We start from the raw sequence: 26,271 nt of genomic DNA on the forward strand, positions 1-26,271 counted from the left end.
TCTGGGCCCATGGGAAGACGGAACGGCGCGCGATCGGTCATCGTTGCCCCATGAGTTCCGACGCCGACCCGCAAGTGCTGGTCGTCGACGACGATCCCGCCCTGGCCGACGTCGTGGCCCGCTACCTGCGCCGGGACGGCTTCGAAGTCGACTACGCCTCCGACGGGGCCGAAGGACTGCGCCGCGCCCTGTCGGACAAACCCGACCTGGTCGTCCTCGACCTGATGATGCCCGGCATGGACGGCTTCGAGGTCTGCCGCCGCCTGCGGGAGGCGACCTCGATCCCGGTGGTCATGCTGACCGCCCTCGGGGAGGAGAACGACCGGATCGCCGGCCTCGACCTCGGCGCCGACGACTACGTCACCAAACCGTTCTCCCCGCGCGAGCTCGCCGCCCGCGTCCGCGCCGTCCTCCGCCGCGTCGCCGGAGCCGCCGAACCGTCCGAACGGCTCGCCGCCGGCGGCCTCGAAGTCGACACCCTCGCCCACGAAGCCAGCCGCGACGGCCGCCCGCTCACCCTCACCACCAAGGAATTCGACCTGCTGGTGTGCTTCATGACCCACCCCGGACGGGCCTTCCGCCGCGAGGAGCTGCTCGAGAAGGTCTGGGGCTGGAGCATCGGCGACACCTCCACCGTCACCGTCCACGTCCGCCGCCTCCGCGAGAAGATAGAGGACGACGCCTCCGCGCCCGGCCACCTCAGGACCGTGCGCGGCGTCGGATACCGATGGGAGCCGTGATGCGACGCTACCTGGGCTCGGCCCTGTTCCTGGTCATCGCCATCATCGGCGCCGGAGCGATCGCGATCGCCTTCGACTTCCCGGCCGGCGACGTCGCCGCCCTCATCGGCATCGCCGCCGTCGCCTCCGTCGTCGCCAGCCTCATCGGCGGCGTCGTCCTGCGGCTCCTGCGCACCCGCCCCGCCCGAGTCCAGACCCTCACCGCCGCCCTGTCCTCGGTCCTGGTCGCCGCCACCGGCGTCGTCACCGCCGCGCTGGCCATGTTCATCTCGCTCCACGACCTGGTCGTCCTGTTCATCGTCCTCACCGTCGCCACCGGCGTCGCCCTCGGCGCGGCCTGGCAGCTCGGCGACGACATCGGCGCCGGCGCCCGGCAGGTCGGCGACTACGCCCGCACCATCGTCGGCGACGACGGACACGTCAGCGCCGAGGCCGCCCCCGACGTCACCGGACCCGGCGAACTGTCCGCCCTCGGCGCCGAACTGGCCGACGCCTCCCGCCGCCTCGAGGAGTCCCAGCGCCGCGAACGCGCCCTCGAAGCCTCCCGCCGCGAACTGATCGCCTGGGTCTCCCACGACCTGCGCGCCCCCCTGGCCACCATCCGCGCCATGACCGAGGCCCTCGACGACGACGTGGTCGACGACGACGCCACCGTCAAGCGCTACCACTCCCAGATCCGCACCGACGCCGAACGGCTCACCGCCCTGGTCGACGACCTGTTCGAGCTCTCCCGCATCAACTCCGGCACCCTGCGACTCGGCAGCGAGAAGATCGACCTGGGCGACGCGCTCGCCGACTCCCTCGCCGGCGCCGGCGCCACCGCCGAAGTCAAAGGTGTCGGCCTGGTCGAAGACGTCGCCGCCGCCCCACCGGTCGAGGTATCGGCCCGGGAATTCTGCCGCGCGGTGGACAACCTCATCGACAACGCCATCCGCCACACCCCGCCCGGCGGCACCGTCCACGTCCGAGCCGCCGCCGAGGACGGCACCGCCGTCGTCGGCGTCGGCGACCAGTGCGGGGGCATCCCCGCGGCCGACCTGCCGCGCGTGTTCGACATCGCCTTCCGCGGCGACGAAGCCCGCCAGCGCGACGACCGCGGCGGCGGGCTCGGCCTGGCCATCACCCGCGGCCTCATCGAAGCCCACGACGGCGACGTCACCGTCGCCAACGTCGAAGGCGGCTGCCGCTTCACCGTCCGCCTCCCGGGAGGCCGGCGGTGACCGACCGACGCACGGCGGCGGTCACCGCCGCCGCCCTGGCGGCCTGGACGGCCCTCATCGGCGCCGCCTGGCTCCTGGGCCGGTACAAGGAGGCGATCACCGAGCAGAGCCTCAAACTCCACGCGCTGCCGCTGTACGGCCACTGGGACTGGAGCCCCGGGCCCCGGCTGCTGGTGCCGATCGCGGTCGGCTCGCTCATCATCGCCGCCCTGCCCCACCTCGCCCGGGACCGGCGATGGCGCTGGGTCGCGGCCGCTACCGCACTCGCGGCCGTCGCCTTCAGCCTTGCTCTCACCTACGCCAACCTCCACCCCGGAACCTGGGGCAGCATCAACCACGGCTACGGCGACCCGGCCCACTACGTCGACGACGCCGGCGGCTTCGCGCCGTTCCTGGACGGCTACACCGACCGCCAGCTCGCCGGCGGCTTCCCGGTCCACATGCAGTCGCATCCGCCCGGCCTGGTCCTGTTCTTCTGGGCCGCCGGAAGAATCGGCCTCGTCGGCGAGGTGTTCGAGAACACCGTCGCGATGGTCGCGGTCGCCGCCGCCGCGGTCGCCGCGCTGGCGATCGGCCGGGACGTCGCCGGCGAGCGCCTTGCCCGCCGCGCCGCCCCCTTCCTGGTGATCGCGCCCGCGGCGTTCTGGCACACCAACGCCGACGTCATATTCGGCGGCGTCACCCTCGCCGCGGTCGCCTGCCTGATCCTGGCGACGGGCCGCACCGGCGCGGCCGCGGCCGGGCTGACCGCCGCCGGCGGCCTGCTGGCGGGGACGGCGATGATGCTGTCGTTCTCGTCGGTCCTGCTGGCGGTCCCGCTGCTGGCGGTCGCTCTCATCCGCCGCCGGTGGGGCGTCCTGCTCGGCGGCGGTGCCCTGGCGGCGGCGGTGGTGCTGGCCCCGCTGCTGTGGGGCTACTGGTGGTTCGAGGGTCTGGCCACCACCCGGGTGCGCTACTACGAAGGGGTGGCGTCGGTCCGCGGCTACTGGTACTTCCTGCTGGCGAACCCGGCCGTGTTCGCGTTCGCGCTCGGCCCGGCCATCGCCGCGGCGCTGGCGCGGCTGCGCGACCGGTCCATGTGGGTCGTGGTCGGGTCCACGCTCGCGGCCGTCGCGATCGCCGCGGTGTCGGGCATGTCCTCGGGGGAGACCGAGCGGATCTGGCAGCCGTTCATGCCCCTGGTGCTGCTGGCCGGGTGCGCCCTGAACCGGCCCCGGCCCTGGTTGGTCCTGCAGATGGCCGCGGCGGTGGCACTGGCGGCCGCCCTGCGAGTGCCGTGGTGAGAGAGAAGGGAACCGGAGTACACATGCGAGTCCTGGTCACCGGCGGAGCCGGATTCATCGGCAGTCACGTGGTGGAAAGTTTGGCCGCACGCGGCGACGAGGTGGTCGTGCTCGACTCCCTCGCCGTGCAGGACCGGGCGCCGGACTACCTCCCGCCCGGGGTCGACCTGCGCGTGGCCGACCTGTCCGACGAGGCGGCGCTGCGCGAGGCGGTCGACGGCGTCGACGCCGTGTGCCACCAGGCCGCCCGCGTGGGGCTCGGCGTCGACTTCGACGACGTCGGCGGCTACGTCCGCGACAACGACGCCGGGACCGCGAACCTGCTGCGGGCGCTGTGGCACCGCTCGTTCGCCGGCCGCCTGGTGGTGGCCTCCTCGATGGTCGTATACGGCGAGGGCCGCTACCGCTGCGCCGACCACGGCGACGTCCGCGCCGAGCCGCGTACCGAGACCGACCTGGACGCCGGGCGGTTCGACCCGCGGTGCGGCCGGTGCGGCGCCGCGCTCACCTGGGCCCCGGTCGGCGAGGGCGCGCCGCTGGACCCGCGGAACGTCTACGCGGCCACCAAGGTCCACACCGAGCACCTGTCGTTCCTGTACGGGCGCGAATCGGGCGCGAGAGTCTGCGCCCTGCGCTACCACAACGTCTACGGGCCCCGGATGCCCCGCGACACGCCGTACGCGGGCGTGGCCAGCATCTTCCGCAGCGCCTGCGAGTCGGGCCGGTCCCCGCGCGTGTTCGAGGACGGCCGCCAGACCCGCGACTTCGTCCACGTCCGCGACGTCGCCCGCGCCGGAGTGCTCGCCCTCGACTCGGACTGGGAGGGCGCCTGCAACGTCGCCAGCGGCGAGCCGCACACCGTCGGCGAGATGGCCGCGGCCCTCGCCGACGGGTATCCGGACGCGCCGCGCCCGGTCGTCACCGGCGAGTACCGGCTCGGCGACGTCCGCCACGTCGTGGCCTCCCCGGAGCTGGCCGAGAAGGCCCTGGGCTTCCGCGCCGAGACCGGCTTCGCCGAAGGCATGGCCGCCTTCGCCCGCGATCCGCTGCGATAGCTCCGCGGTGTTTCGGGTTTTGTAAGGTTCAACCCCGGCCCGTTCATGGTGTACTCGACACCATGAAGGCAGAGCAGCTTTCGCCGGCCGCCGCGGCCCCGAACGGGCCGAACGCGCGCCTGATCGCACTCGCACGCGTCGGCGTAGCGCTCATGTGGATCGACAACGCCTCCTGGAAGGTCCCCCCGGACTTCGGCCGGGGCGATCCGCCCCGCACGCTCTACCGCTGGACCCTCAACGGCATCGAGTACGAGGTGTTCGCCCCCTGGGCGCGGTTCCTCGAAACGGTCGTGGTCCCGAACTTCGCCGTCTTCGGCTGGCTGGTGCTCGCCCTCGAGGCCTCGCTCGGCGCGTTCCTCCTCATCGGCCTGTTCACCCGCCTGTTCGCGCTGCTGGGGATCGTGCAGAGCCTCGCCATCGCGTTGTCGGCGCTGGGCGCACCGCACGAGTGGTACTGGGCCTACCTGCTGATGATGCTCGTCCACCTGCTGCTCTTCACCACCGCCGCGGGGCGGTTCGGCGGCATGGACGGCCTGTTGCGCCCGCTCTGGAAACGCCGAAGTCTCGCGCACCGGCTGATGAGGGCGGCCTCATGAGCGGCGCGCACCGATTCGACCGCGCGGCGATCACCCTCGGCCTCGCCTCGATCGCCGCCGTCGTGTTCGCCCTCGACCTCGGCGAGTTCCGCTTCATGACCGTCGGAGGCGCCTCGATCGCCGTAGCACTCGGACTCGGTGGCCTCGCCGTGGTCGCCGGGGCCGCCTCCTGGCGGCCCCTGACCGTCCTCATCGGAATCGGTTTCGCCGCCGCCGCGGCCCTCCAACTCATCGCCGCCGCCGTCGGCGGCGACTGGATGGGAGGGAACCTCAGCACCATGTCGTTCTGGATCGGCCTCGCCGCCGGTCTCGTCCTCGCCGGCGCCGCGCCCAGGAACCAGACCTCCGACGAAAGGGAATGAATGGACACCGCAACCGCACTGGAACCGGTCCTCGAGGCCGCCCGCGAACACGCCGCCGACGTCGACGCCACCGGCCGCTTCCCGACCGAGGCGGTCGCCGCCCTGCGCGAGAGCGGCCTGCTCGGCCTGACCCTTCCGCCCGGCGTAGGCGGCCTCGGCGGCGGACCGTCCGAGTTCGCCCACGCCGCCGAACGGATCTCCGCCGCCTGCGGCTCGACCGGGATGATCTACCTGATGCACGTGGCCGCCGCCATGACCGCCGCCTCCGCCCCGCCCCCGGGGCAGCCGAAGCTCCTGGAAGCGCTGGCCGCCGGCGAAGCCCTCGGCACCCTGGCGTTCTCCGAGACCGGCTCCCGCTCCCACTTCTGGGCGCCGACCTCCAAGGCGTCGGCCGACGGCGAGGCGGTCGGGCTCGACGCCGCCAAGAGCTTCGTCACCTCCGCTGGCCACGCCGACCTCTACGTCGTCTCCACCCAGACCCCGCCCGGCCACGCCGACGAGCCCGGCGTCGACCTCTACGCCGTACCCGCCGACGCCGGCACCATCGAGGTCTCCGGCCCCTGGTCGGGCATGGGCCTGCGCGGCAACGCCTCCGCGCCGATGCACTTCACCGTCGGGACCGACCCCGACCAGCGCATCGGCGCCGCCGCCACCGGATTCGGCACCATGCTCGAGACGGTCCTGCCCTGGTTCAACCTCGGCAACGCGGCCGTCTCCATCGGACTGTCCCAGGACGCGCTGGACGCCGCCGTCACCCACGCCTCGGGCTCCAAACTCGAGCACCTGGGCGACTCCCTCGCCGAGCTGCCCACCATCCGCGCCCAGATCGCCAGGGCGTCGATCGACCTGTGGGCCGCCCGCGAATACCTGAACGCCGCCGCGGCGAGCCTCGCAGCGCCCGACGACACCACCACGCTGCGCGTGCTCGCGGTCAAGGCACTCGCCAACGACACCGCGCTGCGGGTCACCGACACCGCCATGCGGGTATGCGGCGGGGCCGCCTTCGCCAAGCACCTCGGCATCGAGCGCCGCTTCCGCGACGCCCGCGCCGGGCACGTCATGGCCCCCACCGCCGACGTCCTCTACGACCTCTACGGCAAGGCCGCCTGCGGCCTGCCCCTGTTCGAAAGCTGAGGTAGCACATGTCCAAACCCTTGCTGATCGGCGCCGTCGCCTACACGCCCAACGTGGTCCCCATCTGGGAGGGCTTCCGGGACTACTTCGCCGACGGCCCGGTCGAAACCGACTTCGTCCTGTTCTCCAACTACGGACGCCAGGTCGACGCCCTCCTCGACGGCGTGGTCGACATCGCCTGGAACACCAACCTGGCCTGGGTGCGGACCGTTCTCCAGACCGACGGCAAGTGCCGGGCGCTGGCCATGCGCGACAACGACCTGGCGTTCCAGACCGTGTTCGCCGCCCGCGCCGGCAGCGGCTTCGCCGACCTGTCCGACCTGCGCGGACGGCGGGTCGCGCTCGGCTCCCGCGACTCGGCCCAGGCCGCGATCCTGCCGGTGCAGTACCTGCGCGAGGCCGGCCTGGGCGACGACGAGGTCGAGCTGGTCAGGCTCGACTCCGACCTGGGCAAGCACGGCGACACCGGCCGCAGCGAGCTGGACGCCATCCGGGTCCTGCTCGACGAGGACGCCGATGCGGTCGCGCTCGGCGCCAACACGTGGAAGGCGCTCGCCGCCGACGAGCTGATGAGCGACGCGCTGGAGGCGTTCTGGACCTCGCCGGAATACTGCCACTGCAACTTCACCGCCCTGGAGACGCTGGACCCCGACGTCTACGAGCCGTGGGTCGAGCACCTGCTGGCGATGTCCTGGGACGATCCGGAACTGCGGCCGCTGATGGAACTCGAGGGTCTGGAGCGCAAATGGGTGCGCCCGGACCTGGACGGCTACGCCTCCCTGTTCAAGGCGGTCGAAGACCAGAGGATTCCGGCCCGATGGTGAGCGGCGGAATCCTACTCGACCTGGTCGAGCGCGTGGGCGGTGCGGTCGTCGGCTCGATCGTGGAGGTCCCGGTCGCCGGCGCCGACCCGGCCGTCATCGAGCGCTGGTGCGAGCGGTCCGGCCACCGCCTGCTCTCGGTCGAGGGCGGCACGGCGCGCATCCTGCGCGGACCGGTCCCCGACGACGAGGCGATCCTGTCCTCGGTCCCGGCCGATCGCAGGCCGGGGGCGAGACTGTGGATCTACACCAACTTCGACTGCAACCTGGCCTGCGACTACTGCTGCGCGAAGTCATCGCCGCAGACCGAACGCCGCGCCATCGGGCCGGAGTTGATCGAGCGGCTGGTCGAGGAGGGCGTCTCGAGCGGCGTGAGCGAGGTCTTCCTGACCGGCGGCGAGCCGTTCCTGCTGCCGGACCTGGACCAGATCGTGTCCGCCTGCGTCAAGCGGGCCCCGACCACGCTGCTGACCAACGGAATGCTGTTCCGCGGCAGGCGCCTGGAGCTGCTCCGCTCCATGCCCCGGGAGGGGCTGGCCCTCCAGATCAGCCTCGACTCGGCCACGCCCGACCTGCACGACCGCCACCGGGGCCGCGGAACCTGGCAGCGCGCCCTCGACGGCATCCGCACCGCCGTCGCCGAGGGGTTCCGGGTGCGGGTGGCCGCCACGGTCGCCGCCGACGAGAGCGGCGCGGCCGAATCGGCGGCGTTCCACCGCCTGCTCGACGAGGTCCGCATCGACCGCGACGACCAGGTCATCCGGCCGATCGCGCAGCGCGGGTTCGCCGAGGACGGCGTGGCGCTCACGGTCGAATCGCTGATCCCGGAGGTCACCGTGACCGCCGACGGGGTGTTCTGGCATCCGGTGGCCGCCGACCACGAGGACCAGTTGGTGACCCGGGACCTGTTCCCGCTCGGCGACGCCATCGAGGAGGTGCAGCGCCGCTTCGCCGACTACCGCCGCGAGACCGACGCCGCGGCCCAGCGCTTCACCTGCGCCTGAGTGCGGGCCCGGCCCGGCGGCACTCGGCGGCCGGTCCGGGCCCGCACTCACATCGAATCGTCGAGTCGAACGTCCCGGCTCCGCCCCCTTGCGCGGCCGCGGCATCCCCGATAGGTTCATTGAAATATCGGAAAGTCTTCCGAAACTTTCGAAAAAGATCCGGAGGCGAGATGCGACCGAGTGTGAAAGCGGTTGCTGCAATGGGTGCGGTAGGCCTGGCGGCCACCGTCACCTCCGCGGCACCGAGCCAGGCCCAGACCACCGGCGAAGTGTTCACCAGCGACTTCGAAACCGGGACCACCGAAGACTGGATCAGCCGCGGCAGCGCCGAACTCGAAGCCACCACCACCCGAGCCCACTCCGGCGACTACAGCCTGCTCACCACCGGCCGCACCGCCGGCTGGCACGGCCCGGCGTACAACCTCGAGGACATCCTCGAACCGCGAGCCCAGTACCGGTTCGAAGTCAGCGTCCGCCTCGCCGACGGCGAAGCCGAGGCCCCGATCGCGCTCACCATGCAGTCGACCCCCGAAAGCACCGGCGAGACCACCTGGAACCAGGTCGCCTCGGCCGCTTCGGTCACCGACACCGAATGGGTCACCGTCAGCGGCGAGTACACCCCGCCCGAACCCGCCTTCGAGATGCAGTTCTACGTCGAAAGCGGCAGCGAGACCGCCGCTTACCACATCGACGACGTCGCGGTCACCATGATCCAACCCCCGCCGGACATCGACCTCCCGCCCGAAGCCGCCGCCACGGTGGACTTCGGCGACGACCGCCAGCGCATCGACGGCTTCGGATTCTCCCAGGCCTTCCAGCGAGCCGCGGTCATGAACGGCCTCAACGGACTCACCCCCGAACACCGGCAAGAGGTCCTCGACCTCCTGCTCGACCCCGAGACCGGCGCCGGATTCAGCATCCTCCGGCTCGGCATCGGCTCCTCCAGCGAGGACCCGTACGACCTGATGAAATCGATCCAACCCGAAGACCCGGGCGGACCCGACGCCGAACCACAATACGTCTGGGACGGCTACGACGGCGGCCAAGTCTGGCTGGCGCAGCAAGCCCAGGAGTACGGCGTCGACCGCTTCTACGCCGACGCCTGGAGCGCCCCCGGCTACATGAAGACCAACGGCGACGACGCGGGCGGCGGCGAACTGTGCGGCCTGCCGGGCACCGACTGCGACGCCGACTGGCGGCAGGCCTACGCCGACTACCTGATCCGATACGCCGAGTTCTACGAGCAGGAAGGCATCGAGATCACCGACATCGGGTTCACCAACGAACCCGACTACACCACCTCGTACGCGTCCATGCGGTTCGACTACGAGCAGATCAACGACTTCGTGCAGGTCATGGGCCCGACCATCGCCGAATCCGGGATCGACGCGGACCTGGTGTGCTGCGACTCCTTCGGCTGGGACGAGCAGACCGGCTACACCGAGGCCATCGAGGCCGACCCCGAAGCCGCCCAATGGGTCGACATCCACGCCGGCCACAGCTACGCCTCGGCCTCGAACCACCCGCTGCCGACCGAGGCGACCACCTGGATGTCGGAGTACGCGCTGTCGGCGAGCGAGGAGTTCAACCCCGCCTGGGACGCCGGAGGCGGCAATTCCGGACTGGCGCTGGCCAACCACATCCACGACACCGTGGCGATGGGGGAGGTCAACGCCTACATCAGTTGGTTCGGCGCCTCGCTCAACAACACCGCCGCGCCGATCCAGCTCGACGGGGCCGACTACAACGTCTCCAAGCGCCTGTGGGCGACCGCGGCCTACAGCCGCTTCGTCCGGCCCGAGGCCCATCGGGTCGATGCCGGAACGGACGGGACGCTGCTGAAGATCTCGGCCTACCGCAACGCCGACGGCAGCCGGGTCGTCAACCTCATCAACAACCGCGACTCCCGGGCCGAAGTCGATCTCGATCTCGAGGGCGTCAAGCCCGGCACCTGCATCGCGACGTACGTGACCGACGAGGACCACTCGCTGGAGGAGGTGGACGACTCGAGGTTCAACCGGTCCGGAACCACGGTCGAACTGCCGGCCCGGTCGCTGGTGACCCTGGAGATCGCCGCCTCGCCGCGCTGCGGCGGCATCCACGGCAGATAAGGGCCGCCGCCGGGCACCGCTGCGCGGAGCCCGGCGACCGTCTCCGGGCCGGGAGCGGAGCATCGGCCGCTCCCGGCCCGGTCCGCTCCCGATCGGCGCGAGACGATTTGGCGGGCGCGGCTCCGCAGCCGTAGGCTGGCTCGGCAATCACCGCTGGGCCGCCACCGGGAAAGGACCGGAATGTTCGGGACCGTCGACCTCTGGACCTATCTCGGCGCCACCGTCGCGATCATCCTGCTGCCCGGCCCGAATTCGCTCTACGTCCTCTCGGTCGCCTCGCGGCGCGGGCGGCGCGCCGGGTTCGCCGCGGCCGCCGGCGTCTTCTGCGGCGACTCGGTGCTCATGGTCGCCTCGGCCGCGGGGCTGGCCTCGGTCTTCGCCGCCTCGCCGCTCCTGTACAACACCGTCCGCTGGGCCGGGGTGCTCTACCTGGCCTATCTCGCCTGCGGACTGATCGTCTCCGGCTGGAGGACCTGGCGCGCCGCACGGAGCGGCGTGATGCCCGGACCGGCCGGCGGCGCCGGGGCTGCCGTGGAGACCGCGGTGCCCGCCGAGCGCCCGTATGTGCGGGCGCTGATCGCGAGCCTGCTCAACCCCAAGGCGATCCTGTTCTTCGTGGCCTTCTTCGTCCACTTCGTCGACCCCAACTACGCCTGGCCGGTCCTCAGCTACGGGGTCCTGTACGTGATCCTCCAGACCTGCTCGGTGCTCTACCTGTCGACGCTCATCGTCACCGGCGACCGCCTCGCGACGCTGTTCCGGGAGCGCCGCCGCCTTGCGGCCGCCGGCAGCGGCCTGGTCGGCGCCGTCATGATCGGATTCGCGGCCAAGCTCGCCACCAGCGGCTGAGGCGGCCCGGCCGCGGTACTACCGGGGACCCGATGCGAAGGGACCCAACACCCCCGTGCCAGCGATGTTCACGCCGGTGCAGTTGCGCGAGAACCGTACTGGAATCGAGGCGGGCACGCGCTGAAGTTCTCATGAGGTGAAGGCGGTCCGTGTCCCCGGAAGTCAGGGCGGTCACCGAGACCGAACATATGGTCGGGCAGCGGCGGCGCAAGAGATGAGTCCGTCGAACCGGTGATCCGCGACTCCGGACGACCGGTCGCCTGAATGCCCTGAATCGCTAGCAGACAGCACGGGGGCCGGTGGAAAAAATTGGAAAAACACGCTAAGCTATCCATTATCGTCGTCGCGCGATTAATTGTCCATCGCTGATCTAACCGGTCGGCCGGATGGTTCTAGCTGGGTAAACGATGCTCATGTGTACTCATTTCTCCATGGATACCTGTGTGCAAAAATGTCATTACAGTGTCGCATGAGGATGGACAAATTCTGGATTCACACCATTGATCAATGGCGCCTGAAGCGTTAAAGTATTGAAATACACGCATATGAGTCGGTGTTGTCGAACCCGCCCGCGGAGCGCTCCGACCAAGGCGTCGCTCCAGTGCCCATGCGCCCCATTCCCATTCCCCCTCAAGACAGGAGAGGTGGGCAGTCATGGCTGCACATCAGGCAATGCACTCTTCAAACCGACGGCGCGAGCGTGCTCGCGCGCAATTCTCCCGACGGCGTTTCCTGACCGGACTCGGAGCCGGGGCCGCCGGCGCCGTCGGGCTCGGTGCCACCGGGGTGGCGCAGGCGCAGGCCCCGTCCCCGTCGGGCCCGGGCGTCCTCCAGACCCCGGCGGACCGGTTCGCCCGGATGTACCCGAACCTCGGCCCTTACCTCCAGGCGACTGACCAGGCTCGAGCCGCCATGATGGCCATCGGCGAACCCGGCGGCGTCATGGACGCGAACGACGACCTCGAGGCCGGGCCGGTGGAGCTGATCACCAACCCCGACCTCCGCGTGAACAACCCGGACAACCCGAACCACACCGCGGGCGTCCACTTTTTCGGGCAGTTCCTCGACCACGACATGACCTTCGACCTGACCTCGCCGCTCGGCGTCCCGACGCCGCCGGAGGACTCGCCGAACTCCCGGACCCCGGCGTTCGACCTGGACTCGATCTACGGCGGTGGACCCGACGTCGACCCGGAGTTCTACGAGTCCGACGGGCGGCGGCTGCGGATCGAGTCCGGTGGCCTGTTCGAGGACATTCCGCGAGAGGCCGACGGCAGCCCGATCATCGCCGACTTCCGCAACGACGAGCATGCGATCATCTCGGGCCTGCACGCGGCGTTCATCATGTTCCACAACAATGTGGTCCGGATGCTGGAGAGCCAGGGCTTCGGCGGTGACGTGTTCGCCGAGGCGAGGCGCCTGGTCACATGGCACTACCAGTGGCTGATCGTCCACACCTTCCTGCCGCTGTTCATCGGTCAGGCGATGGTGGACGACATCGCGCAGAACGGCCGCCGGTTCTATACACCCGATCCGGGGCCGACACCGATCCCGGTCGAGTTCCAGGTCGCCTACCGCTTCGGCCACAGCATGGTCAGGCCGTCGTACCGGCTGAACCAGACCGGGGACGGTGGCGAGCCGTTCTTCGGGTTCATCTTCGATCCGGCCGCCGAGGGCCAGGACGACCCCGACGACCTGCGCGGGAACGCGCGGGCGCCGCGGCGGTTCGTGGGCTGGGAGACGTTCTTCGACTTCGGTGACGGAGCGGTCAGGCAGAACAAGCGGATCGACACTACGATCTCCACGCCGCTGTTCCAGTTGCCGCTGCTGGCGATCCCGACCTTCGACGAACCGGTCGCACTGCCGCAGCGGAACCTGCTGCGGCACTTGACCTGGAGCGTCCCGTCCGGACAGCAGATCGCACAGTGGATGGGCGAGCGGTGGATCCATCTCCAGGACGAGATGGGGCCGTACGGCCTGGGTCTGGAGAATCAGACGCCGCTGTGGTTCTACGTCCTCGCCGAGGCCGAAAGGGACGCCGACGGCCTTACGCTCGGACCCGCCGGCGGACGGATCGTCGGCGAGGTGTTCTTCGGCCTGTTGGAGCTGGACCCCAGTTCCTATCTGGCGGCCGAGCCCGACTGGGAGCCGACCCTGCCGAGCCAGACGCCGGGCGACTTCCTGATCCAGGACCTGCTCCGGTTCGCCGGAGTCGATCCCGAAAGCCGGGGTCTGTTGTAGCGTTCCGGATTGCGCGTCCCGCACGTCCTGCGGGACGGGCACCGGACTCCCCGGGCACTACCTGGCAACCTGCGTGGTCAACCGCGGCAGCTCAGTGTTCATGGTCGCCGGCCCACTGCGACGACTGGGTCAGGTAGAACAGATAGCCCAGCGCCGGACCGACCACCACTGCGGCGACGCCTACCGCCACCAGCAGCCCCTGCAGGGTCGTCCTCGCGCCGGCGGCCTCGCCGATCGTGGTCTCGCCCACCAGAAGCCAGGGGTACTGACCCAGGCCCCAGCCGGCGACCACGGCGGCCACCGCGACCACGGCCGTGAACCGGGCGATGCCGTACCGGCGGCGCAGCAGCAGCGCCAGCGTGGCGACGCCGCCGAGAGCCGAGGCCGCCATGAGCGGCCACGCCCGGACGGTGAGACCGGCTCCGAGCGCCGGAGCGTCCCGCGCCACCGGCACGAGCGAGGCGAACACCGCCGCGCCGGTGGCGGCACCGACCGCGAGCGTCCGCGTCCGCAGTCGTTCGGCCAGCGCGGTACTGCCGCTGCGTGCGGCCTCGGCGTTCAGGAAGGTGCCTGCCAGGAATGCACCGGTGCCGACCGCGACGGCCCCGATCAGCAGGGGAGTGGGGGCCAGCCACGACGACCACGGGTCGCCGTGGCCGTCGGCCGGCACCCGGCCCGAGGCGAGAGCGCCCGCAACGGTGCCGAGGAAGAACGGGGCCACCACCGACGAGGCCGCGAAGACGGCGCCGAACAGGCGAGCCTGTCCCAGCGTCTCGGCGTACTTGCGGAACGCGAAGCCAGCGCCGCGAAGCACGATCCCGGTCAGGGCCGCTACGAGCGGCATGTACAGCGTCGTCATGGCCGCCGCGAAGGTCTCGGGGAACGCGGTCCACCACATGACCAGCACATAGATCAGCCAGACGTGGTTGGCCTCCCAGACCGGTCCGATGCTGCGGTCGATCAGGGTGCGCATGCCCGCGCCGCGTCGGCTGCCCCCGGCGGTGAGGTCCCAGAACCCCGACCCGAAGTCGGCGCCGCCGAGCACGGCGTAGGCGACGACGCCGGCGAATAGGGCGCACGCGACCACTACTTCCAGGCTCATCGCTCCGCCTCCCCGTTTCCGTCGGCGGCCAGGGCCGACCGGGGCCCGTACGGACTCGGCAGGTCGGACTCGCCCGTGCGCCAGCGCCGGGCCATCGACCGCAGCACGACCACGGCTCCGACCGTCATGGCCCCGTAGCCGATCGTGGAGGCGGCGAGCATCCACCACAGTCCGGCGGCGTGGTTCCCGGCCGCGTCGACCGTCCGCATGACGCCGTGGACGACCCACGGTTGGCGGCCTACCTCGGTGGCGATCCAACCGGCCTCCAGGGCCACGACCGCCAGCGGTCCGCCGATCGCGGCGAACCGCAGGAACCAGCGCCGCTCGAGGAGGTCTCTGCCCCTCCAGCGGGCGAACCAGTACAGCAGCACCGCGAGCATCAGGAGTATGCCGATGCCGATCATGGTCTGGAACGCCCAGTGGGTGAGGTTGACCGGCGGATGGTCTTCGGCCGGGATCGTGTCGAGTCCGGGTACCGGGGCGCTCGGCGAGTTCCGGGCGAGCAGCGAGCCGAGGTAGGGGATGTCGAGCGAGCCGGTTACCTCCCCGTCGGTGTAGACACCGCCGATTCGCAGCGGTGCAGGGCTCTCGGTGGTTTCGGCCAGCTCGAACGCGGCGAGCTTGGCCGGTTGCCGCTCGTCCAGTCCGGCGCCGAGGATGTGGCCCGCGAACGGCTGTGCCACCGCGGCGACGGTGGCGAAGACGAACGGCACCGTGAAGCCGAGTCGGTGGTGGGTGTCGCGGCGGCCGCGCAGCATCCCGACCGCGTACACGCCGGCGATGGAGAAGCCGACGACCATGTAGGCCGCCACCCACATGTGGGCGAACTGCAGGGCGGCGTGGCCGTTGAACAGCACCGACCACGGTCGGACGTCGACGACTTCGCCGTCGAGGATCCGGAAGCCGGTCGGGGCGTTCATCCAGGCGTTGACCGCGATGACGCAGTAGGTGCCGATGACGCCGGTGACCGCCATCGGCAGCACCATGAGCAGGTGGAGGCGCTGCGGCATGCGGCCCCATCCGTAGAGGTAGATGCCGAGGAAGATCGCCTCGAGGAAGAACGCGAGGCCTTCGAAGGCGAACGGCAGGCCGAGTACGTCGCCGAAGGTGCCCATCAGGCCCGGCCACAGCAGGCCCATCTCGAAGCTGAGCACCGTGCCGGACACGACGCCGACGGCGAACAGCACCGCTGAGACCTTGGCCCATCGCTTGGCGAGTTCGAGGGCGACCGGGTCGCGTCGGCGGATGCCCCGCAGGTGCATCACGAAGATCATGGCGGGGAAGGCGACTCCGAAGCAGGCGAGCACGATGTGCCAGCCCAGGGACAGCGCCATCTGCTGGCGGGCCGGGAGCAGGCCCGCGGGGTCGGCGGCCGAGGCCGCCTCGGAAAGATGCGGGACGAAATCGGCGGGTGACATGCCTTCAAGCTACGTCTGAACATGTTCAAAAACCGTTGCTTGTGAATGCTTTCACAAGGATCAGTCCACCCGGCTCGGAGAGAGGCCACCCACCCGCCACCCGCGTTCACGACCTCGCAAGGCAATACAGCGCGCGGAGCCCGCTCAGGTTCCAACCGCTCTGCGCCCCAACGGCACGGATCTATGGCAGCATCGGCGCCATGGAATACGAAGCGGTCAAGGGGGACCTCCGTCGCGCCTACGACGCCCGTGCCGAAACGCGCGAGCAGATGGACGACGCCGACTGGAAGCACCGGGAGCGCTCCGGCTTCGCGGACCGGATCCGCGCGGCCGGGGCTTCGCGCCTGCTGGAGATCGGCGCCGGGCACGGCGTGAGCGGCCGCTACTTCGCCGACCGGGGCCTCGAGGTCACCTGCGTCGACCTCTCGGCCGAACTGGTCGGCCGCTGCCGCGCCAAGGGGCTCGACGCCCGCGTGATGGACTTCGGCGATCTGGAGTTCGACGACGGCGCCTTCGACGCCGTGTTCGGCATGAACTGCCTGCTGCACGTCCCCCGGGCCGACCTCTCCGGCGTCCTGGACGAAATCGAGCGGGTGCTCGCCCCCGGCGGCCTGTTCTACTGGGGCAAGTACGGCGGCAAGGACTCCGAGGGCGTCTACCCCGACGACACCTACGAACCGAAGCGCTTCTTCGCGCTGATGACGGCCGAGACCATCGAGCGGATCGCCGCCGAGCGCTTCGAAGTGCTCGAGATGAGCGTGCGCGAGCCCGACTACACCGGGCTCGATTTCCACGGCCTGGTGCTGCGGCGGCGCTGACCCGAAGGAACGGCGACCCCTATCGGACGTGGCTGAGGTTACACTTCCGGGACAGCCGGGCGGGGCCGCCCCGGGGCCACGCCCTGACCCTTGTTTCCCTCGACAAAGGAAGAGCCATGTCGGCAGAGCTGTCCCAGATCGCCGAGCTGATCGCCACCGGCAACGACGGGCGCATGTACGCCACCGAGCCCGAGAAGCTGCGGCGGCTCCTCGAGCTCGTGTTGGCGCGCGAGTCCGGGCTGTCCCAACCCGATCTGCGCCAGGTCGGCGTCGGACTGATCGCCGTGGGGGAGTACCCGCGAGCCCAGCGGATCCTCGACCGGGCCCTGTCCCGGGCCGATTCACCCAGGCAATCGGTCGCTGCGCTGATCAACCTGGCCGACGCCCACCGGTACGCCGGCGATCTGGCCGGCGCCGAGCCGAAGTACACCGAGGCCATCGAACAGGCCCGCACGGCCTGCCCGGACCTGCTGCACTTCGCGCTGCAGCACTACGGCAAGCACCTGCTCGACGCCCGCAGGCCCAAGCGGGCCGCCGAGGTGCTCGAACAGGTCCTCAAGATGCGCCGCAGGCTCGGCGACAACGCCCTGACCGCCTCCACCCGGGAGGCGCTCAACCTGGCCCGCGCCGCCACCGGGCGGCGCGCGGTCTAGCGAAGGGACTCCGGCCGTCGACGAGCGTCATCAGGCGGCCTTGACCGGCTGGCGCAGCACCGTCCGGAGCCGCGCCGCCTCGGTCTTGCGCGGGTCGCTCAGGTAGATCTCGTGGTGGGGACCGGCGAACTCGAGGCCGTTGCCCGGCATGTACTTCTCGTGGAGTTCGGCCAGGATCGGGCCCTCGTCGTCGTAGGAGCCGACGTGCAGCACCTGCGCGCTGGTCCCCTCATGGAGGGTCTTGCGGTAGACCCGGTCGATGTCCCCGACCCGCTTCTTCTTGGCCCGGGCCGCCGCCTTCGCCTCGGCGATCGCCGAGGCACCGATCCACTCCGGCTGGCAGATCATCATGGTCCACTGCCAGGAGTCCTTGTCGCGCGAGGTGAACGCCTCCGGATCGTCGGCCCACCACAAGCCCTCCAGCGGCCCTACCACGAAATCCCGGCCTTCGCGCTTGGCGGCGAACTTGACCGTATAAGCCACCGAGTAGAGCGCCTGGACCGCGCGGAGGTACTCCTCGGCGGTGTTCGGGTCGCCCCGCCCGTCGACGGCGATGAACCGCTGCTCGGGGGCGTCGACGATCGCCCAGTCGGTGTTCTTCGGCGCATAGAGCGCCTTGTACTCGCGTTTGAGGTCGTATGCGGTCATCTCAGCTCCTTCGCTCGCCCGGCGGGGCAGGCGGTCAACGTACCCGCCGGCCCCGACATCCTCTGAGGAACGGAGTCGAGGCGGACACTTGCCTTCGGAGAGCCGTCCCGGCGATACTGGAGCGGTGCTCGCCCCCGCCGTAATCGCCTCCGATCTGGACGGCACCCTGCTCAATGACGAACGGACGCCGTCGGAACGGACCCGAAAGGCCCTTGCGGCCGCGGCCGAGGGCGGCCTCGCCGTCGTCGCCGTCACCGCCCGCACCCCCTACGGCGTCGACACGCTGCCGGAACTGCATCCGCTGGTCGATTCGTTCATCTGCGCCAACGGCGCGATCTTCTACCGGCCGGTCGACGGCCGCATGCGGATCCGGCGCTCGATCCCGCCCCGGGTCGCCCGCCGCGTGAGCGAGCGGGTCGCCGCCGCCCTGCCCGAGGCCGTCTTCGCCGTCGAGACCGGCACCGGCATCATCGGCGAAGGCCCCTACCGGGACCTGGCCGGTTCGCCCCACTGGCGGTTCGTCGACTCGCTCGAGGCGGTCTTCACCGAGGCCGCCACGGTGGTCAAGGTCAAGGTCTTCGACCCTGGCCGCAGCGGCGAGGAGATGGCCGCCGCGCTCGACGGAGTCGAGCTGGGCGGGCTCGACATGTGCCACTGGGGCGAGTTCGGGATGCTCGACTTCAACGCCCCCGGAGCGAACAAGGCCTCCGGCCTGGAGACCTGGTGCGCCGAGCGCGGCTTCGGACCCGACCGGGTGGTCGCCTTCGGCGACATGCCCAATGACGTCCCCATGCTGGCCTGGGCCGGGCGGTCCTACGCCATGGAAGGCGCCCACCCGGAGGCGATCGCGGCCGCGACCGGCCTGGCCGCCTCCAACGAGGACGACGGTGTCGCCCGGATCGTGGAGGAACTGCTCGACCGGACCCGCGGCGCGGCTTGACCGGCCGGTCGGGCCGAAGGGGGCGGCCGGCGAGTCCTGCCGCGGGAGGAATGGGAGGACTCGCCGGCCTGGAGGGGATGAAGGTCGTCGAGGCTGTGCCGGGGCCGCCCGAGGAGTGGGAGTCGACCAACGGCCCCGGCACAGGTCCATCGGTTCCGGTCAGGGGCTAAATGCGATTCCATTGCTGGTTATCGCCTCCCCAGCAGTCGTAGAGCTGAACGGGCGCGCCGTTGTCGGAGCTGTAGACGTCCAGGCACACGTTGCTGTACTCGACGTTGGAGATCGTGCCGTCGGAGTTGAAGGTCCACTTCTGGTTGTCGCCGCCGTGGCAGGTGTAGATCTGCACCGGGTCGCCGTTGCCGCCCGAGGGCGCGTCCAGGCACTTGCCGAGGACTTGCAGCTCCTGCCCGGTGGTCTCGGTGAACTGCTGGTTCTCGCCCTCGTAGCAGGAGTAGAGCTGGACCTCCGTGCCGTCGGTGGTGTCGCCGCCGGGGACGTCGATGCACTTCTCGGCCGAGACGCTCTGGAGCAGCACGGTGTCGCCGCTGCCGCCGTCGTCGCCGCCGTCGCCGTCGTCGGGATCGCCGGGGCCTCCGAGCGCCTCGCGCGCCCCGTAGAAGGAGGGCTTGGCGTCGTACTGGTCGGTGAACATCAGCGCCTCGCCGTAGCCCGAGAAGGTGTCGGGCACCCAGGAGTGGCCGTCGTCGACGCCCCAGACGGTCACCTCGTTGCAGGCGCTGTTGTTGCGGCAGGCGGTGACCACGGAGGCGTAGTCGGCGGCCTGCTGGTCGAGTTCGGACTCGTCGCTCGGAAGCGGGATGCGGACGTCGAGCTCGGTGATCGCCACCTCGAGGCCGAGGTCGGCGAACCGCTGCATGTTGGACTCCAGGCTGGAGGGCACCTCTCCGAGGACGAAGTCGCTCTGGAAGCCCACGCCGTCGATCGGGACGCCGCGGCTCTCCAGTCGCTGCACCAGGCTGTACACGGCGTCGCTCTTGGCGTTCCGGCCGGCCACGTTGTAGTCGTTGATGTACAGCTTCGCGTCCGGGGCGTACTGGGCGGCGGTCCGGAAGGCGATGTCGATGAAGTCCTCGCCCATCGTGTCGTACCAGAAGGAGTTGCGGAAGCTGCCGTCCTCCTCGAGGACCTCGTTGACCACGTCGATGGTCGCGAAGTCGCCGTTGTAGCGCTGCAGCACGGTCTGGATGTGGTTGGTGAGGATGTCCTCGAGTTCGGAGTAGCTGAAGCCGCCGTTCTCGAGCCACGAGGGCGCCTGGCTGTGCCATGCGAAGGTGTGCATGCGCACGTCCTGGCCCTTCTCCTGGGCGTGGTCGTAGAGCGCGTCCGCGCCGCTCCAGTCGTAGTTGCCGCGCTCGGGTTCGAGGACCGACCATTTGAAGGCGTTCTCACCGGTCAGGGCGTTGAACTGCGCCGACTGGGTGTCGTTGTAGGTCTGGTCTCCCAGCGCGTCGGCCGCTGTCGCGACGCCGATGCGGAAGCCGCCGATGTCGGCGGCCTGCTCGCGAAGGGTCGGGTTCAGCGGGTCCGCATTGGCGACGGTTCCCGGTAGGAAGAAGGACGCGGCGCCGACAACGGCGGCGAGTGCGGCGGTCAGCAAGGTGCGCTTGCGATTGATGCGGGGTCCCGAACGGATTACGGCCATAATTGCGCCTTTCACTCGATCCGAATCTCCCATGCCTCGTAGCCGGCAAGCGACTACCAGAACTTCCGGAAACTTTCGGCAGTTCTCGGCGCTCCCCACCAGCGTGTCCATGAGGTTAACATCAATCGATGAGCTAGTAAAGCCAAGAATTTCCGGAATATTGATAGTCTAGTTAGGAATAGAATTCGACGTGCCGAGCCGAAGGCGGGCAAACCACTCGTTCGTGCTCGGCGTGTCGGCGCGCGGCGGCCCGGCGCCGATTCGCGCTCCCGGATCGACCGGCGGTGCGGCCGAATGCCGGTCGCAGGGGTTAGGCTTCGGACCATGCATGTCGTCATCGCCGGAGGACACGGAAAGATCGCGCTGCGCCTGACCGAGGTCATGGCCGGCCGAGGACACGCCATCACCGGCCTGGTCCGCAATCCCGACCACGTCGAGGACGTCGTGGCAGTCGGGGGCCGGGCGGTCGTGTGCGACCTCGAGCAGGCCGACGCCGAGCACGTCTCGGGCCTGCTGGGAGGCGTCGACGCGATCGTCTTCGCCGCCGGGGCCGGACCCGGCAGCGGGGCGGACAGGAAGGACACCGTGGACCGGTCCGCATCGGTCCTCATGGCCGACGCCGCCGAGCGGGCCGGCGTCGGTCGCTTCGTGCAGATCTCCAGCATGGGGGCCGGCGAGGATCCCGACCCCGAACGCGGCGAGGTCTGGGCCGCCTACATCCGTGCCAAGACCCGCGCAGAGGAGGATCTGCGCTCGCGAGGCCTCGATTGGGTGGTCCTGCGCCCGGGGCGCCTGACCGACGATGCGCCGACCGGTCGGGTCACCCTGGCCGAACCGAAGGTCGGCCGCTCGGCGGTCACCCGCGGCGATGTGGCCGCCGTCCTGGCTCGGATCCTGGAGGAGCCGCGCGTGAGCCGCCGGACGCTGGAGCTGGTGAACGGCGACGAGGACATCGCGACGGCCGTCGACCGGACCGTCCCGCCCGAGGCCGCCTGAGCACCGGAGGGCCCGTACGGGTGGCGCGGGCCCCGGAGGGGTGAAAGCGATCGCTGTGGGTAATCGTTGCAAACCGTGGATTATTGTAGGTTCAAGTGTCCACAAAGGGTATATGCGGGAGCGGTCCCGGTGGGACCCGAGCCCACCACCGGGCCCTCATCCCTGGTGGGAGGCATGCGGCTTGCTCCGGCAGGCCGGCGCGCCGCGAACCGGGATCGATCGGGCCGGTCGGTGTGCGACGATCCGACTACGATCGCTATGCTGTTTTCGTGCAGTCCGGTGTCGCGCTGTCTGTCACCTGCGTGCATACCGTGGTCTGCGATGATGGAGACCGGAATGTCATCAATGCAAGGATTGGCTGGCCTGCACATGAGCCGACCCAGGCAACCGATGGGTTACCCTGACCCGACCAACTCCGGCTGGGTGCGCACAGAGGAGCTCGAGGTCTCCGGTTTCCACATCAGAATGACCGTCGCGCCCGGCGAGAAGATCGTGGAACTGTGGGAGCTGGTCGACGGCGAGCCCGGCAGGTGGTTCGGCAACGTGTTCAGGCTCGACACCAAGACGCCTTCGCATTACCTCAACTACGAACTGGACAAGCACCTCGGCCGCGCTGAGCGCGAGATGCTGGTGAGCCGCGCGTCCAAGTTCTGGAAGTCCTTAGGCCCCAAGGCGAGCAGCGCACGTATCCGGCCCGTTTCGGGGCCGTCCGGACCGTCGCACGTTGACGGGCCCCGCACCGGTCGGGTGGTGCGGGGCCCGAGTTCTCCAGTCGTCAGTTGGAGTTGCAGGTGACGGTGGGTTCGGTCGCCGGTCCGCTTCCGATGAAGCCGAAGACCTGCTGGGTCTGGCCGGAGGCGATGCCGCCGTTCCAGCCGACGTCGGAGGCGGTCACCGACGATCCGGACTCGCTGATCTGGGCGTTCCAGGAGCTGGAGATGCCCTGGCTCCCCGGCCAGTTCCAGCTCAGGGTCCACCCGTCGGTCGGGCCGGTCACCGAGACGTTGGCCTGCCAACCGGAGCCCCAGTCGTTGACCACCTCGATCACCGCCGAGCAGTCACCGGCCGGAGGCTGTGTCGTCTCGGGCGGCTCGCTCGTTTCCGGCGGTTCGCTGGTTTCGGGCGGCTCCGAGGTTTCGGGCGGCTCCGAGGTCTCGGGCGGTTCGCTGGTCTCCCCGGGGCCGTCTTCCAGCGTCGGGGTCTGCCAGTTCCGCCACTGGTCCAGGTTCCCGGACTTGCTGCTGGAGACCCGGAAGACGCCGGGCGCCTGACCCGAGTCGTGCAGGAACGCCTGGATGCTCTGCTGCAGCGGGGACTGCCATTCGCTCCTGGAGGCGCAGTGGGTGCCGTCGGAGACGTCCGACCAGTAGGAGATGTTGTTCCCGGCGCCGAGGGCGTCGTAGATCTCGGCGCCGCCGAGGGCCGCGACGCTGCCCGAGGTGGCCCCGAGCCAGTCGACGTGCGGGTTCTCCATGATGAACAGGCCGCGCGGGGCGATCATGCCCACGATCTCGTGGGTGTCGACCGGCAGGCCGCTCGGGTTGCCGGTGTAGGAGCTGAACGCGTCGCCGAGCCACGGTTCCTCGTCGTAGGCGCTGCTGAGCGGCTGCGCGTCGCTCTCCTGGGCGATCGACCGCATGGCCGGGACGCCGCCGGTGCCGGACTCGATCGGCATCGTCAGGTCGATGCGCTGGTCGAATGCGCCGGCGACGAAGGCGCCCTTGCCGTAGCGGGAGCAGCCGGTGACGCCGGTGGAGTTGGTGAGGATGTTGCCGCCGGACTGCTCGATGACGTCGATGATCCGGCTGACGCCCCAGGCCTGGGCCATGAGGACGCCGGTGCCGCTGGAGGAGCCGTAGAGGTCGTAGAACGCGCCCTGCTTGTTGTTCCGGCCGGTGCCTTCGGCGCCGACCGAGCCGGGGTCGTATTCGATGATGGCCGCGCCGGCGCCGAGGATGGTGTCGGTGTCGGCACCGAAGCCGCCGTAGACGATGACGGCCGGGAACGGACCGGAGCCGCCCGGCGTCGTGACCGAGGCCGAGAAGCTGGTGCTGGCTCCCTGGTCGGAGACGTTCACGGTGATGTTGGACGAGGAGACGCTGCCCGAGACGCTCGAGGGAGGGTCGGGCTTGTCGCCGTAGATGGTCCGCTCGGCCAGTTCCTTGATCTCGGCCCGGCGGCATTCCCACTCGGCCGTGGTGGTGACCGGTGAGCCGTCGGTCATGGTGAACGGGTCGGGCAGGAGGGAGTCGGAGGTGCCGGGGACCCCGCCGGGCACGTCGCAGTGGGCGCCGTCGAATTCGTCGGCGGCGGCGCTGAAGACGCGCGGTCCCAGCGTCGCGGCCGCGGCGACGGCGAGCGCCGCGAGCGCGATGATCGTCGTGCGGAGTCGGGTGCGGCCCGCCAGGGGCCCGGGTCTGATCGATGATGCCATGGGAGTGTTCCTTGTCTGGGGTGACGGTCGATCATCGACGGTGAAGGGCGGCCGGAGGCGGTGTGGTTCCCGCGCGGCCGGCGTCGAGGGGAGTGACCACTCACGCCGAAATTTTCGGTGAAAGTTTCAGTGAGGGTGCCCATAGTGTAAATCGATTGATGTCTATGTGCAAGCGCTTCGGCACACCTTCTTGATGACGGTTGCCGAACCGGCGGACCGGCTCCGTCCCCCGACAGTCCCTATTGGAACTGATGGATCGACCGCGGCGGAATCTGCAGTAGCATGTGGCCCCAGCAGGCTCACGGAGCGAAGTGGAGGCACCATGACGCAGTACTTTCAAGCCGTCCTCCGCGATCCCGGCGCGAAGCTCGGTCCCCGGTTGCGCCGCAGCTTCGCCGCCTGGGCTTCCATCGAGGACGACCTCTCTCCGCACCTGGAGCGCTCCAAGGGCCGTACCCGGGTCACCCTGGCCGACAACGACGTGTGCGGCCGCTACGTCCGCGACCTCCCCACCGGCGCCGGACGCCTCCGGACCACCGCCACCTGGGCCAAGGGCCGCCGGGAGACCGACAACTGGGCGGCCGTCACCGTCGAAGGCGACCTGTCCTCCGGAGCCGAACCGGTGCGCGCGCCCGCGCTCACCGCCCGCTTCATGGAGACCGGGCGCCCCACCGACGGCGCGATCCCCCTCGATGCCGCCCCGCACGTGGCCGGCCGGGAGGAGGTCGACCAGCTCGTCGGCTGGCTCGCCCACCCCGGCCGGACCGTGCCGATCATCGTCCTCACCGTCGACCGCGCCGATCCCCGAGTGGTCGACGCCCATGCCGCCCTCCTGTCCGAGGCGCTCGCCGGGATCGCGGCGGTGGTGCGGCTGTTCGACGTCCCCACCCAGGACGTGCTCAACCGCCGGCTCGGCCGGGACCTCACCGTCTTCGGCGGCGGCCTGCGCACCTACATGCCCGGCCTGACCCCGGGCAACGAGGCCCACCCGGCCCGGCACCCGGTGCGCGGGGGAGGAGCGATCCGCGACCAGGGCGAACGCGCCCTGGAAGTGGTGATCGACGGCGTGGTCGAGCAGGCCGTCCGCCGCCCGCTCCCCACCGACGTCCGCCAGACCATGCCCCGGATCTCCCGCATACTGTCCGGCCGGACCGCCCCCGAGCACCTGCACGCCGCCCCGCCGAGCCCCGCCGAGCTCGCCCGCGGCCGCCCGCCCGCGCCGCGCCGGCCGTCCGAACCCGCCCCCGAGCCGGACCGGCCCGATCCCTTCCCGCCGGACGCGGTCGCCCAAGTGGCCGAACGGGTCTCCGAGGAGGTCACGGGAAGCCTCGCCGACGGCATACTCGAGGCACTGGTCGACATGGCACGCGGCGGCGACTCCGAGACCAGCCGCCGCATCGGCACCATGTCGGCGCACCTGTCGGCCCTGGTCCACGCCATCGAGGACGCCGGGGTCCTCAGCGACCGGCCGAGCCGCCACGACGACCGCGAACGCGAACTCGAACAACTGCGCAAGGACTACGGCCGGCTCGAAGTCGACTACGACCTGCTCGTGCAGGACGAGCGCCGCGCCCACGCACGGATCCGCTGGCTCGAAGGCCGCCTGGCCGAGCACGCCGACCCCGTCTACGGCATCGACGCCCCCGGCGAGGCCTGGGCGGCTGACACCCTCATGGAAGTGGTCCAGCACGCCCGCGAGCACCTGCCGCGCGTCGACCTGCCGGAATCGCTCGACCCCGAGGTCGCCAAGCTCGACGTCACCTATCCGAGGCTGTGCCGCCGCTGGACCGGCAAGGCCTGGGACGCCCTGCGGGCCCTCGACGCCTACGCCGCGGCCCGAACCGAGGAACGGTTCACCGGCGGCTTCTACGACTGGTGCGGCCGCCCGCTCCCCGGCCAGCCGGCCATCACCCCGACGATGGTGTCCATGAAGGAATCCGACAGCGTCAGCGGCCGACCCAAGTACCGGGCGGCCCGCACCTTCCGCGTCCCCACCCACGTCGACCCCTCCGGCCGGGTCTACATGCCCTCCCACATCAAACTCCGCCGCGTGGGCACCCCCGCGCCCCGGATGCACTTCCTCGACGACGCCGGCGGCCCCACCGGCAAGATCTGGATCGGCTACCTCGGCGACCACCTTCCCAACACCCGCACCAACTGACCGGTCGTACTAAGGTGTGATC

At 70.5% G+C, this 26,271-nt stretch carries 23 protein-coding genes; 18 read left to right on the top strand and 5 right to left on the bottom strand.

What is annotated here, in order from left to right; translation table 11 throughout:
• The first annotated feature begins 50 nt into the window (after positions 1-50).
• The 12 genes from CUT39_RS00700 (at position 51) to CUT39_RS00755 (ending at position 13,416) form a co-directional block, all read left to right on the top strand.
• Complete coding sequence (locus CUT39_RS00700) at positions 51-740, top strand: response regulator transcription factor (RefSeq protein ID WP_100444023.1); 690 nt, start codon at positions 51-53, stop codon at positions 738-740.
• Positions 740-1,960: a sensor histidine kinase gene (locus CUT39_RS00705; protein WP_100444062.1), complete on the top strand. Its 1,221-nt coding sequence runs from the start codon at positions 740-742 to the stop codon at positions 1,958-1,960. Before CUT39_RS00700 ends, CUT39_RS00705 begins: the two co-directional genes overlap by 1 nt.
• Complete coding sequence (locus tag CUT39_RS00710) at positions 1,957-3,243, top strand: hypothetical protein (protein WP_100444024.1); 1,287 nt, start codon at positions 1,957-1,959, stop codon at positions 3,241-3,243. The genes CUT39_RS00705 and CUT39_RS00710 overlap by 4 nt, the downstream gene beginning before the upstream one ends.
• Positions 3,244-3,266: 23 nt before the next feature.
• Entirely contained in the window at positions 3,267-4,298 is a 1,032-nt protein-coding gene (locus CUT39_RS00715) for an NAD-dependent epimerase/dehydratase family protein (protein WP_100444025.1), read from the top strand.
• 62 nt (positions 4,299-4,360) lie between these two features.
• Positions 4,361-4,894 (top strand): TQO small subunit DoxD, encoded by a 534-nt coding sequence (locus CUT39_RS00720; RefSeq protein ID WP_100444026.1) that lies wholly within the window; start codon positions 4,361-4,363, stop codon positions 4,892-4,894.
• Entirely contained in the window at positions 4,891-5,256 is a 366-nt protein-coding gene (locus CUT39_RS00725) for an Rv1678 family membrane protein (RefSeq protein ID WP_100444027.1), read from the top strand. Before CUT39_RS00720 ends, CUT39_RS00725 begins: the two co-directional genes overlap by 4 nt.
• Positions 5,257-6,390 (top strand): Rv1679 family acyl-CoA dehydrogenase, encoded by a 1,134-nt coding sequence (gene fadE16 / locus CUT39_RS00730; protein WP_100444028.1) that lies wholly within the window; start codon positions 5,257-5,259, stop codon positions 6,388-6,390.
• An 8-nt stretch (positions 6,391-6,398) separates the two neighbouring features.
• Entirely contained in the window at positions 6,399-7,214 is an 816-nt protein-coding gene (locus tag CUT39_RS00735; RefSeq protein WP_100444029.1) for an Rv1680 family SBP-like protein, read from the top strand.
• On the top strand, positions 7,208-8,215 hold the full coding sequence (locus tag CUT39_RS00740) for an Rv1681 family radical SAM protein (protein ID WP_100444030.1): 1,008 nt from the start codon (positions 7,208-7,210) through the stop codon (positions 8,213-8,215). The genes CUT39_RS00735 and CUT39_RS00740 overlap by 7 nt, the downstream gene beginning before the upstream one ends.
• A 200-nt stretch (positions 8,216-8,415) precedes the next feature.
• Positions 8,416-10,326, top strand: a complete 1,911-nt coding sequence (locus CUT39_RS00745; protein ID WP_198586763.1) for a carbohydrate binding domain-containing protein — start codon at positions 8,416-8,418, stop codon at positions 10,324-10,326.
• Between the two features lie 180 nt (positions 10,327-10,506).
• Positions 10,507-11,175 carry a leucine efflux protein LeuE gene (gene leuE / locus CUT39_RS00750; protein WP_100444032.1) on the top strand — a complete coding sequence of 223 codons (669 nt, stop codon included), beginning with the start codon at positions 10,507-10,509 and terminating at the stop codon, positions 11,173-11,175.
• 786 nt (positions 11,176-11,961) lie between these two features.
• Entirely contained in the window at positions 11,962-13,416 is a 1,455-nt protein-coding gene (locus CUT39_RS00755; protein ID WP_198586764.1) for a peroxidase family protein, read from the top strand.
• A gap of 91 nt (positions 13,417-13,507) precedes the next feature.
• Here the strand turns inward: CUT39_RS00755 and CUT39_RS00760 are convergent, their stop codons facing one another.
• Both CUT39_RS00760 and CUT39_RS00765 read right to left on the bottom strand, forming a co-directional pair.
• A complete protein-coding gene (locus tag CUT39_RS00760; protein WP_100444033.1) occupies positions 13,508-14,518 on the bottom strand; it encodes a cytochrome d ubiquinol oxidase subunit II in 1,011 nt (336 codons plus the stop codon).
• Complete coding sequence (locus tag CUT39_RS00765; protein ID WP_198586765.1) at positions 14,515-15,936, bottom strand: cytochrome ubiquinol oxidase subunit I; 1,422 nt, start codon at positions 15,934-15,936, stop codon at positions 14,515-14,517. The genes CUT39_RS00760 and CUT39_RS00765 overlap by 4 nt, the downstream gene beginning before the upstream one ends.
• Positions 15,937-16,136: 200 nt before the next feature.
• On the opposite strand from CUT39_RS00765, the gene CUT39_RS00770 reads away from it, so the two are divergent.
• Together CUT39_RS00770 and CUT39_RS00775 are read left to right on the top strand one after the other, a co-directional pair.
• Positions 16,137-16,754 carry a class I SAM-dependent methyltransferase gene (locus tag CUT39_RS00770; protein WP_100444034.1) on the top strand — a complete coding sequence of 206 codons (618 nt, stop codon included), beginning with the start codon at positions 16,137-16,139 and terminating at the stop codon, positions 16,752-16,754.
• A gap of 116 nt (positions 16,755-16,870) precedes the next feature.
• Positions 16,871-17,407, top strand: coding sequence for a tetratricopeptide repeat protein (locus CUT39_RS00775; protein WP_100444035.1), 537 nt, complete (start codon positions 16,871-16,873; stop codon positions 17,405-17,407).
• A 30-nt stretch (positions 17,408-17,437) separates the two neighbouring features.
• Here the strand turns inward: CUT39_RS00775 and CUT39_RS00780 are convergent, their stop codons facing one another.
• Positions 17,438-18,055 (bottom strand): GyrI-like domain-containing protein, encoded by a 618-nt coding sequence (locus CUT39_RS00780; protein ID WP_100444065.1) that lies wholly within the window; start codon positions 18,053-18,055, stop codon positions 17,438-17,440.
• Between the two features lie 124 nt (positions 18,056-18,179).
• Here CUT39_RS00780 and CUT39_RS00785 point away from each other — a divergent pair, with 124 nt between their 5' ends.
• Positions 18,180-18,995 (top strand): HAD family hydrolase, encoded by an 816-nt coding sequence (locus CUT39_RS00785; protein WP_157930410.1) that lies wholly within the window; start codon positions 18,180-18,182, stop codon positions 18,993-18,995.
• 166 nt (positions 18,996-19,161) lie between these two features.
• Here CUT39_RS00785 and CUT39_RS00790 read toward each other — a convergent pair whose 3' ends face one another.
• Positions 19,162-20,658 (bottom strand): endo-1,4-beta-xylanase, encoded by a 1,497-nt coding sequence (locus tag CUT39_RS00790; RefSeq protein WP_157930411.1) that lies wholly within the window; start codon positions 20,656-20,658, stop codon positions 19,162-19,164.
• 324 nt (positions 20,659-20,982) lie between these two features.
• Here CUT39_RS00790 and CUT39_RS00795 point away from each other — a divergent pair, with 324 nt between their 5' ends.
• Positions 20,983-21,654: an NAD(P)H-binding protein gene (locus tag CUT39_RS00795; protein ID WP_100444038.1), complete on the top strand. Its 672-nt coding sequence runs from the start codon at positions 20,983-20,985 to the stop codon at positions 21,652-21,654.
• Between the two features lie 390 nt (positions 21,655-22,044).
• Positions 22,045-22,449 carry a hypothetical protein gene (locus CUT39_RS00800; protein ID WP_157930412.1) on the top strand — a complete coding sequence of 135 codons (405 nt, stop codon included), beginning with the start codon at positions 22,045-22,047 and terminating at the stop codon, positions 22,447-22,449.
• On the opposite strand, the gene CUT39_RS00805 is transcribed toward CUT39_RS00800, so the two are convergent.
• Positions 22,430-24,088, bottom strand: a complete 1,659-nt coding sequence (locus CUT39_RS00805) for a glucuronyl esterase domain-containing protein (protein ID WP_100444040.1) — start codon at positions 24,086-24,088, stop codon at positions 22,430-22,432. The two genes, CUT39_RS00800 and CUT39_RS00805, sit on opposite strands and share 20 nt — an antisense overlap.
• Before the next feature lie 322 nt (positions 24,089-24,410).
• On the opposite strand from CUT39_RS00805, the gene CUT39_RS20080 reads away from it, so the two are divergent.
• Complete coding sequence (locus CUT39_RS20080; protein WP_100444041.1) at positions 24,411-26,249, top strand: hypothetical protein; 1,839 nt, start codon at positions 24,411-24,413, stop codon at positions 26,247-26,249.
• Positions 26,250-26,271 lie beyond the last annotated feature (22 nt).

Source organism: Glycomyces xiaoerkulensis (assembly GCF_002798405.1).
In the GTDB taxonomy this organism is placed as follows: Bacteria; Actinomycetota; Actinomycetes; order Mycobacteriales; family Micromonosporaceae; genus Glycomyces; species Glycomyces xiaoerkulensis.

Excerpts from the sequence above, each read along its gene's own strand:
- CUT39_RS00700 (WP_100444023.1), top strand. The coding sequence starts at position 51 with ATGAGTTCCGACGCCGACCCGCAAGTGCTGGTCGTCGACGACGATCCC.
- CUT39_RS00705 (WP_100444062.1), top strand. The coding sequence starts at position 740 with ATGCGACGCTACCTGGGCTCGGCCCTGTTCCTGGTCATCGCCATCATC.
- CUT39_RS00715 (WP_100444025.1), top strand. The coding sequence starts at position 3,267 with ATGCGAGTCCTGGTCACCGGCGGAGCCGGATTCATCGGCAGTCACGTG.
- CUT39_RS00720 (WP_100444026.1), top strand. The coding sequence starts at position 4,361 with ATGAAGGCAGAGCAGCTTTCGCCGGCCGCCGCGGCCCCGAACGGGCCG.
- CUT39_RS00725 (WP_100444027.1), top strand. The coding sequence starts at position 4,891 with ATGAGCGGCGCGCACCGATTCGACCGCGCGGCGATCACCCTCGGCCTC.
- fadE16 (WP_100444028.1), top strand. The coding sequence starts at position 5,257 with ATGGACACCGCAACCGCACTGGAACCGGTCCTCGAGGCCGCCCGCGAA.
- CUT39_RS00735 (WP_100444029.1), top strand. The coding sequence starts at position 6,399 with ATGTCCAAACCCTTGCTGATCGGCGCCGTCGCCTACACGCCCAACGTG.
- CUT39_RS00740 (WP_100444030.1), top strand. The coding sequence starts at position 7,208 with ATGGTGAGCGGCGGAATCCTACTCGACCTGGTCGAGCGCGTGGGCGGT.
- CUT39_RS00745 (WP_198586763.1), top strand. The coding sequence starts at position 8,416 with ATGGGTGCGGTAGGCCTGGCGGCCACCGTCACCTCCGCGGCACCGAGC.
- leuE (WP_100444032.1), top strand. The coding sequence starts at position 10,507 with ATGTTCGGGACCGTCGACCTCTGGACCTATCTCGGCGCCACCGTCGCG.
- CUT39_RS00760 (WP_100444033.1), bottom strand. The coding sequence starts at position 14,518 with ATGAGCCTGGAAGTAGTGGTCGCGTGCGCCCTATTCGCCGGCGTCGTC.
- CUT39_RS00765 (WP_198586765.1), bottom strand. The coding sequence starts at position 15,936 with ATGTCACCCGCCGATTTCGTCCCGCATCTTTCCGAGGCGGCCTCGGCC.
- CUT39_RS00770 (WP_100444034.1), top strand. The coding sequence starts at position 16,137 with ATGGAATACGAAGCGGTCAAGGGGGACCTCCGTCGCGCCTACGACGCC.
- CUT39_RS00775 (WP_100444035.1), top strand. The coding sequence starts at position 16,871 with ATGTCGGCAGAGCTGTCCCAGATCGCCGAGCTGATCGCCACCGGCAAC.
- CUT39_RS00780 (WP_100444065.1), bottom strand. The coding sequence starts at position 18,055 with ATGACCGCATACGACCTCAAACGCGAGTACAAGGCGCTCTATGCGCCG.
- CUT39_RS00790 (WP_157930411.1), bottom strand. The coding sequence starts at position 20,658 with ATGGCCGTAATCCGTTCGGGACCCCGCATCAATCGCAAGCGCACCTTG.
- CUT39_RS00795 (WP_100444038.1), top strand. The coding sequence starts at position 20,983 with ATGCATGTCGTCATCGCCGGAGGACACGGAAAGATCGCGCTGCGCCTG.
- CUT39_RS00800 (WP_157930412.1), top strand. The coding sequence starts at position 22,045 with ATGGGTTACCCTGACCCGACCAACTCCGGCTGGGTGCGCACAGAGGAG.
- CUT39_RS00805 (WP_100444040.1), bottom strand. The coding sequence starts at position 24,088 with ATGGCATCATCGATCAGACCCGGGCCCCTGGCGGGCCGCACCCGACTC.
- CUT39_RS20080 (WP_100444041.1), top strand. The coding sequence starts at position 24,411 with ATGACGCAGTACTTTCAAGCCGTCCTCCGCGATCCCGGCGCGAAGCTC.